At 35.6% G+C, this 7,342-nt stretch carries 7 protein-coding genes; 5 read left to right on the plus strand and 2 right to left on the minus strand.

Features of this window, described 5'->3' with window-relative positions; all coding sequences use genetic code 11:
• Positions 1-170: 170 nt before the first annotated feature.
• Complete coding sequence (locus CH373_RS18335) at positions 171-1,016, plus strand: HamA C-terminal domain-containing protein (RefSeq protein WP_100712817.1); 846 nt, start codon at positions 171-173, stop codon at positions 1,014-1,016.
• Positions 1,013-3,199: a DEAD/DEAH box helicase gene (locus CH373_RS18340; RefSeq protein ID WP_100712818.1), complete on the plus strand. Its 2,187-nt coding sequence runs from the start codon at positions 1,013-1,015 to the stop codon at positions 3,197-3,199. The genes CH373_RS18335 and CH373_RS18340 overlap by 4 nt, the downstream gene beginning before the upstream one ends.
• Positions 3,200-3,326: 127 nt before the next feature.
• On the opposite strand, the gene CH373_RS18345 is transcribed toward CH373_RS18340, so the two are convergent.
• On the minus strand, positions 3,327-3,602 hold the full coding sequence (locus tag CH373_RS18345; RefSeq protein ID WP_100712955.1) for a helix-turn-helix domain-containing protein: 276 nt from the start codon (positions 3,600-3,602) through the stop codon (positions 3,327-3,329).
• Positions 3,603-3,775: 173 nt separating this feature from the next.
• Between CH373_RS18345 and CH373_RS18350 the strand changes: the two genes are divergently transcribed.
• On the plus strand, positions 3,776-4,198 hold the full coding sequence (locus CH373_RS18350; RefSeq protein WP_100712819.1) for a transcriptional regulator: 423 nt from the start codon (positions 3,776-3,778) through the stop codon (positions 4,196-4,198).
• Between the two features lie 21 nt (positions 4,199-4,219).
• Here CH373_RS18350 and CH373_RS18355 read toward each other — a convergent pair whose 3' ends face one another.
• The gene (locus CH373_RS18355) at positions 4,220-4,831 is read right to left on the minus strand and encodes an HNH endonuclease (RefSeq protein WP_100712820.1); all 612 of its coding nucleotides are present in this window, start codon (positions 4,829-4,831) and stop codon (positions 4,220-4,222) included.
• 85 nt (positions 4,832-4,916) lie between these two features.
• Between CH373_RS18355 and CH373_RS18360 the strand changes: the two genes are divergently transcribed.
• Both CH373_RS18360 and CH373_RS18365 read left to right on the plus strand, forming a co-directional pair.
• Positions 4,917-5,909, plus strand: coding sequence for a DNA cytosine methyltransferase (locus CH373_RS18360; RefSeq protein ID WP_100712821.1), 993 nt, complete (start codon positions 4,917-4,919; stop codon positions 5,907-5,909).
• Positions 5,910-6,147: 238 nt separating this feature from the next.
• Positions 6,148-7,107 carry a hypothetical protein gene (locus CH373_RS18365; protein WP_100712822.1) on the plus strand — a complete coding sequence of 320 codons (960 nt, stop codon included), beginning with the start codon at positions 6,148-6,150 and terminating at the stop codon, positions 7,105-7,107.
• The last annotated feature ends 235 nt before the right edge of the window (positions 7,108-7,342 follow it).

Here is a 7,342-nt window from a genome sequence, read left to right on the forward strand (position 1 = left end):
TCGAATTGCAGAGCAATTCTTGTGCCTGTCTTCGCTTCGCTCAGCTCGCCAACGTCGTCAAGCCTTGGTCGTTATCTGCCATGCCGCGCCCCTTCATTATAGCGCCTGCCGTCCATGGCAGGCTTTAATTTCAATAAAGAAATAAGTAATTGTGCAATCTATGAAGAACCATGAATAATAAGCCATTTCAATCAGACAGAGTATTAGAAGAAACAATAGCTGAAGGGGGCTTTAAAGCATTCAAAGTAGGATTTGATCAGAAAGAATTCAGAATGCAACCGTTGGCTGATGTCATTGCAAGCGTTATACCTGAATTTGCTTTAGGACACTATGAGCTACCGCAAGTTCCTGTGACCGATATTAGAAGTAGGCTAAAGCAAGCTGCGATTAAATTATATACTACTGATAAGTATCAAAAAAGAGGTGAGTTTGGTGAAGTTATTCTTCATCTATTACTAAGAGATTTTTGTGAATCATTTCCTTTAATCTCAAAGATCAATTTCAAAGATGCCACTAATTCAACAGTTAAAGGGTTCGATGGAGTTCACATCATTGACAATGGAACTTCAAAGAAATTATTATTAGGTGAATCTAAAATATATAGTGATGGTAAAGAAGGAATAAAATCTTTAACGAAAGACTTGAAACAGCATTTGACTGAAGACTATCTAAGAAAAGAATTTTTGCTAATTTCCCCCAAGATTTCTGAAAATGTTCCTGATCGGGAACATTGGATTAATTTAATGCATGAACATACTACATTAGATCAAATATTTAGCGGAATTTGTATTCCTCTAGTTTGCACATACAGTAGCCCTTGCTATACTAATCATTGCGAAAACACAAAAGAATTCTTAAATGAATTTATTATCGAGTGTAAATCTTTAAAACAAGAGTTCGATTCAAATAAGATACAGACAGACGTTGACATAATATTAATGCTTCTACCCGTTCAAGATAAAGCTAAATTAACAGATGAATTACATTCAAGACTAAGGAGTATGCAATCAATATGATTTATGAAAGTTACAACCAAGTGTTAAATCGCCTTTCTGATTCTGAGCCACTGTCTTTTGATGATAGTTTTTCAATTTCTAAACTATGTTCAAAGTATTTGAGTACTCAAGAGAAAAATCAAGAGGCTCGTGATATCATAATAAGAATTCTAAATGTTTGGGAAAAGATAGATAGCAATACTCGTCAAATTTGGAACGATTTAGTTGAAGCATCTGGACTATACCCTTACTTAGATTACGCAAACCTTTCAGATAGTGCGGCTCTTCGGTATGAAGTTCATGAGTCTCCATATCTTGAGAATATTTATCTCCATGAAGAGCAGATGAAAATCTCACTTGAATTGCTTTCTGGTAAGTCTGTTGTAGTAAGTGCCCCAACTAGTTTCGGAAAAAGTCTATTAATTGAAGAAACCATTGCAAGTAAGGTTTTTAAGAATATTGTTATAATTCAACCTACTCTTGCTCTTTTAGATGAAACTCGCAAGAAATTAATTAAATATAGAGATTATTATAAAATTATTGTATCGACTTCTCAAGAACCTGATTCTCATAAAGGCAATCTTTATTTATTTACAGGAGAACGAGTTGTCGAATACCAAAATTTCCCAAATATAGATTTTTTTGTAATTGATGAATTCTACAAATTGAGTGTTGAAAGAGAAGATGATCGGGCAATTGTCTTAAATCAGGCCTTTTATAAACTTCTGAAAAAAACAAAGAAATTTTATCTCTTAGGACCTTTAGTAAACAATGTATCTGAATCTTTCTCTCAAAAGGTTGATTTTAGTTGGCATACAACTAACTTCGCAACTGTTGCTGTAGATGAGCATAACATTGAGATTAAAGAAAAACTTCGAGCAAAAGAACGTAATATAAAGAAAGTTGAACTTTTATTCAATTTATTGGATCAACTAGAGGGAAGCACCTTAATATATTGCGCATCTCCAAATAAGGCAACACAACTATCAATTAGATACGCTTCACTGCTTGAAGATGCTATGGCTTTTTCAATCTCTGAGACTGCAAATGACATTTCAGAATGGATTACAGTTAATATCCATAGACGATGGTCTTTAAAGGATGCAATTGACCAAGGAATTGCTTTTCATCACGGAGCTTTACCTCGTCATTTAGGGAGTTCGATTGTTGACGCTTTTAATGAAGGTAAAATTAAATATCTTTTTTGCACCTCTACACTTATTGAAGGAGTGAATACATCTGCTAAGAATGTGATTCTTTTCGATAAGGAGAAGGGAAAGAAAAATTTAGATTTTTTTGACTATAAGAACATTGCGGGGCGATCCGGTCGTATGAAAAAACATTACATTGGCAATGTTTATCGATTTGAAAAAACCCCCGATCAGCTTGAATTGTTTCTTGATATACCTCTTTTTAATCAAGAAAAAGCACCAATTGAAGTGCTGATTAATATGAATACAGAAGAGATTGAGCAGAAAGGAGCTGATCGATTAGAAGAATTCAATTTACTTCCTGACTCTTTAAAAGAAGTAATAAAAAAGAACTCAAGTATCAATGTTGAAGGACAAATTTCATTAGTTAATGAAATTGAAAAAAACTTTTATAATTACAAAGATCTTCTTAATTGGACGGCTTATCCCTCTTTCGATCAACTTGCAGCTGTGTTGGAATTAGGCTGGAATTTTTTGTTAAAGCCATATGATAATAAAGCAGATGTTCGCAGCGCAAGACAATTAGCATATCTAACCAACAGATATTCTAGCTTAAAATCTATTCAGGCACTAATCGCTGAAATAGTAAATGATCCACGTAGAATCCAAGAAATTCCAGATGAGCAGGAGAGAATTGATCAAATGACATTTTATATACTTAATATATCTAGAAATTGGTTCGAATATAAAATTCCAAAATGGTTGAATGCTATTTCGGATATGCAACAATATATATTTCAGAAAAAGAATTTGATACCTGGAAATTATTCATTCTATTCTGGACAAATTGAACATAGATTCCTTCCTCCCAGTTTAAATGGGCTGCTTGAGTATGATATACCTCAATCGATAATAACAAAATTACAAAGGATACTCAAATTGGATCTTTCTACAGATGCTTTAATTGATCTAATAACAAAACTTAGTGATGATGAATTAAGAAATTATGGCTTAATTCAGTACGAAATTAAAAAAATCCGTACAGCTTTGTAATTCTTTTAAACTTGCCCCGATTATTGCAAATCGGTCCACCCGAACGCTTTGCGATCGGGATGCCGATTCTTCACGTAACTTGTTCTAATAACCCTCGTTAAAACTGCTTCGCAGATTTTACTCGGGCTTAATCTGTTCGTTCAACAAGATCACTTTTAATAAAGGCGGAATAGAAATAAATAGTTGGTTTTCCATAAAGCTTATATAGAATCAGAAACTCATCCATAAACAAACGTCTCTGCCCTAGTTCTATTTTAGAAATATGACTTCGACTTCGCTTTAATTTCTTAGCTACTTCAGCTTGAGTAAGACCAGCGTCCTTTCTTGCAGTTTTCAAAGCTCTGTAAAAGAATTCTTTCTCTTTCTTAGATACTTTCCACTGCGGAAGGACACTTGCAAACATTGTGACCTCGGAATTTGCTACCTTTTGGGCATTCGAGGGCCTCAGAATTGGTCTTTTTCTGCTTTTCGAATAAGGAGATACCATGAAAACTAATTCTGCGCTCACAAAGTGCTAAATACGATAATACTCTGAAAACGTATTATTGTCAATTATATTTTATAAAAGTATTTTGAATGACAGTTAAAAAAGTAGAGAATTTACTCGGTAAAAAGGTGCAAGCCCTGATCGAAGCAAAAGGGGATAGTCAGAAAGAAGCGGCTGCCAAATTGAAACTTACACCTACCGGAATGAATGGAATTGTTCAAGGACGAGTCGAATCAGCTTCGCATTCTTTTTTAACGCTTCTGAAGCATGAGTATAAGCCGGACTTCAACTGGCTTTTAAATGATTCGATCCCAATCCTTCCAATTAAATATCTTTCACCGGAAGAGGAAGATAAATTGGTTTCGAAATCGGATCAAGATAAAGTTTTACTCAGCCAAATCAAGACCACAAAGGGCTTGAGAGAGATTATTCAGAACTTATTGAAGTTCTCTAATCAGGAAAGAAAAGCTATTGGTGATTTGATAGCTGAGTTTTCCAAAAATAAAGATTAGTTATCGTATTCAGTAGGAATTTTATTTTCTGAAATCGATAATCTTGTTTAATTTAACTATAATGTATTCTTCTAATGAAATGCCCATTTCTTCGGCTTCGATTTTGATGAAGTCAATTGATTTTAATCTTTCTGGTCGCACTATCAATGGTTTTTCAAATTGGTCAGGATAAGCAAAATAACATTTTGAACATTCAAAGGAACAACCTTGGCATACGACTCTTTTTTGATTATTGCAATCTCTGCAAAGTAGTTGAAAGTTATCAATAGTGCCGGATCCATTTCTTATTAATGGTCTCCTGTGGTCCCAGAGCAGGTCTTTTCCGATGTTTCCTTCTTTACCGCATAAAGCGCATTTTTGTTCATTTTGAGAAAGGAAAACCTTTTTATCGGAAGCTGATAAATAGGTTCTTACTTTAATTTCCTTTCTTAGGCTACTTCTAAGTCGATAATGAGGTTCTCCATTTACATGAGAAGACTCTATATCATAGCCAAGCTCATCGCGCAATTCTCGAATTCTTCGATCAAAGTATTTTTGTTTTGTTTCTTCTAAAAGCCTTTTGGAACTTACCCAGTTCCCTTTAGAAAGAATTCTTAGAATTAGTGCTTTAACATCACTAAGCTTTTCCGGCATAAATGAATAAAAATTCCGAGACCTTACAATCTGAAAAGCAGAAAACACTATACAAATATATGCTTTAGATGAGAGTTACGATTCAATGAGAATCTTGGAATTATGTTCCGGTGCAGGAGGTCAGGCTCTAGGTTTAGAGAGAGCCGGATTTGAGCATATAGGCCTGATAGAGATTGAAAAGGATGCTTGCGATACTTTGGCGCTAAATAGGCCTAGTTGGCCGATTTACAATCAAGATTTAAATAATGTTGATTTTCGCGATTTCAAAGGGGTAGATTTAATTTGCGGTGGGGTCCCGTGTCAGCCGTTTAGCATTGCGGGGCACCAGCTTGGTCACAAAGATGAGAGAGACTTATTTCCAATCGCTGTGAAAGCAGTAGAAAAATTAAAACCTCAAGCTTTCTTTTTTGAGAATGTTAGAGGTTTAGCTTCTGCAAACTTCGATCGATATCGAAATTATATTTTAAAAGAGTTAATTTCATTAGGCTATTATGTTGAATTTAAAGTAATAGATTCTTCAAACTATGGCGTACCCCAGCTACGACCGCGCTTTATTCTTGTTGGTCGTCGTGATGGGAAGGTCAATTTTCCTTGGCCAAAACCTCAAGGAAAAATAAAAACTGTTTCTCAAACCATCTATGACTTAATGAATGAAAACTCATGGAAGCAAATTGATCAATGGAAAATTATAGCTGATAAGATTGCACCTACAGTTGTAGGGGGAAGTAAAAAGCATGGAGGTCCAGACTTAGGTCCGACTCGTGCAAAAAGGCAATGGTCGGAGATGGGTGTTGATGGGAATGGTATTGCAAATCTACCCCCTGAAAGTGATTTTATTGGTTTGCCCAAATTAACTAATAGAATGGTCGCAAGAATACAAGGATTTCCAGATTCCTGGAAATTTTCAGGGAAGAAAACTTCGACTTATCGCCAAATCGGAAATGCGTTTCCACCTCCTGTTGCTGAGAAAGTAGGGCAGTCTATCGTTCAATGGCTAAATGAAAAATCAGCAAAAAAATCTAATAATTCCGCTTCTGCATATCAACAAGAATTCTTTGAAGATCTCGTTGCGTTATAATCCCTAACCGGCTTCGCCTTCCTTGGCTGCGCCGGTTAGAATTCGGGGCGCGGCACAGCAGATAACTAAAAATTGTCGCGGCGCTTCGGGTTCGCTTCGCGACCCTTGCTTGGGCTATGCCAAATTCCGCTTTGTCACTCGTCTTGCAAAGCAAGCCTTGTGCCAAGTCCTTCGGACGCGCGGAACTTCGACAATTACTGGTCGTTAGACGTAATGGATAGAATATTATCTTACAATTATGGGTCACGATTCATTAAACAGATTGCCGAAATTAAAAAGGCTTAAGCTTGAAGAATTCATCTTCCTGATGGGATATGAAAAAGTATCACCGGGATTTTATTTCTATTATAAGGATGATAATTATAGACATTATCAAGCCGTTCATCTTTCAATAGATGATAGCGATAGAAATGTTACAAAAATATTTACGAGGACTAATGTTTGGTGTTCAACTTCAGATTTAGCTGTGCAAAATCGAACAATTAGGTTATTAAAAGAACGATTTGGAGGATCATTTGCGACTGACGATGGAGAAGGACGGTATTTTAAAATCTACGGAAAAGATCGTGAAAATGATGAAGCAGGATGTTATCTTGCTTACGAGCGATTTCTGCAAATGGTTCAGTCCATTGAATATTACGTTAGAATAATTGATCAAGGCACTAAAGGTCAAGTGCCAAGAGATAAATTCTTTATGGATACGCTTGGCATCCACCACCCATTAAATTTATCTGCCGGAATGGCCATTCCATTTCTATTATCAGCATTAGAAAATTATTTTAGAAGTACATATATTGCTCTTATTAAGTATAAAGCGAATGAGTCTTTCTTTCGGAAATCACAAATTCATAGAAACGAGATTATCAAATTAGTAAAAGAAGAATCTGATTTATTTGAATCCCTCTCTCAAAGTGTATCTTTTCAAAATATTTCCTCCCTATGCAATGCTTTCAAGGAAATTGATAATAGGATTAACTTAGAAAAGATTTTAAAGATTAAATATAAAAAATCAAATCAGACTTTATATGATTATTTTCATAATTTCTTTGAGAAAAGGCATAAGATTGTGCATCGCTTTGAGTTTGAGGCTGGCTATGATCTCGAAAAGTTTTCCTTTGAATTAAAGAGAATAAAACTTGGAACAAAGAAAATTTACTATCATTTAATCAAAGTTTTTAAATGGCAAAATTATCGGTAACGAGATATCCACTACGTCTAACTGTCGGCTCTAACGCTGCGCTGCGGGTTGCTTCGCACCCTTGCTTGGCCTTCGGCACATTTCGCTTTGTCACTCGTCTTGCGGGGCAAGCCTCGTGCCAAGTGCTTGCGCACTCGCGAAACGTCGTCAAGCCTTGGTCGTTATACGCCATCGGAATTAATTAACTATGAAGACAATAGGATCAATTGCTCCAAACTTTCATGAAGGATCAAGA

The organism is Leptospira perolatii (assembly GCF_002811875.1).
In the GTDB taxonomy this organism is placed as follows: Bacteria; Spirochaetota; Leptospiria; order Leptospirales; family Leptospiraceae; genus Leptospira_B; species Leptospira_B perolatii.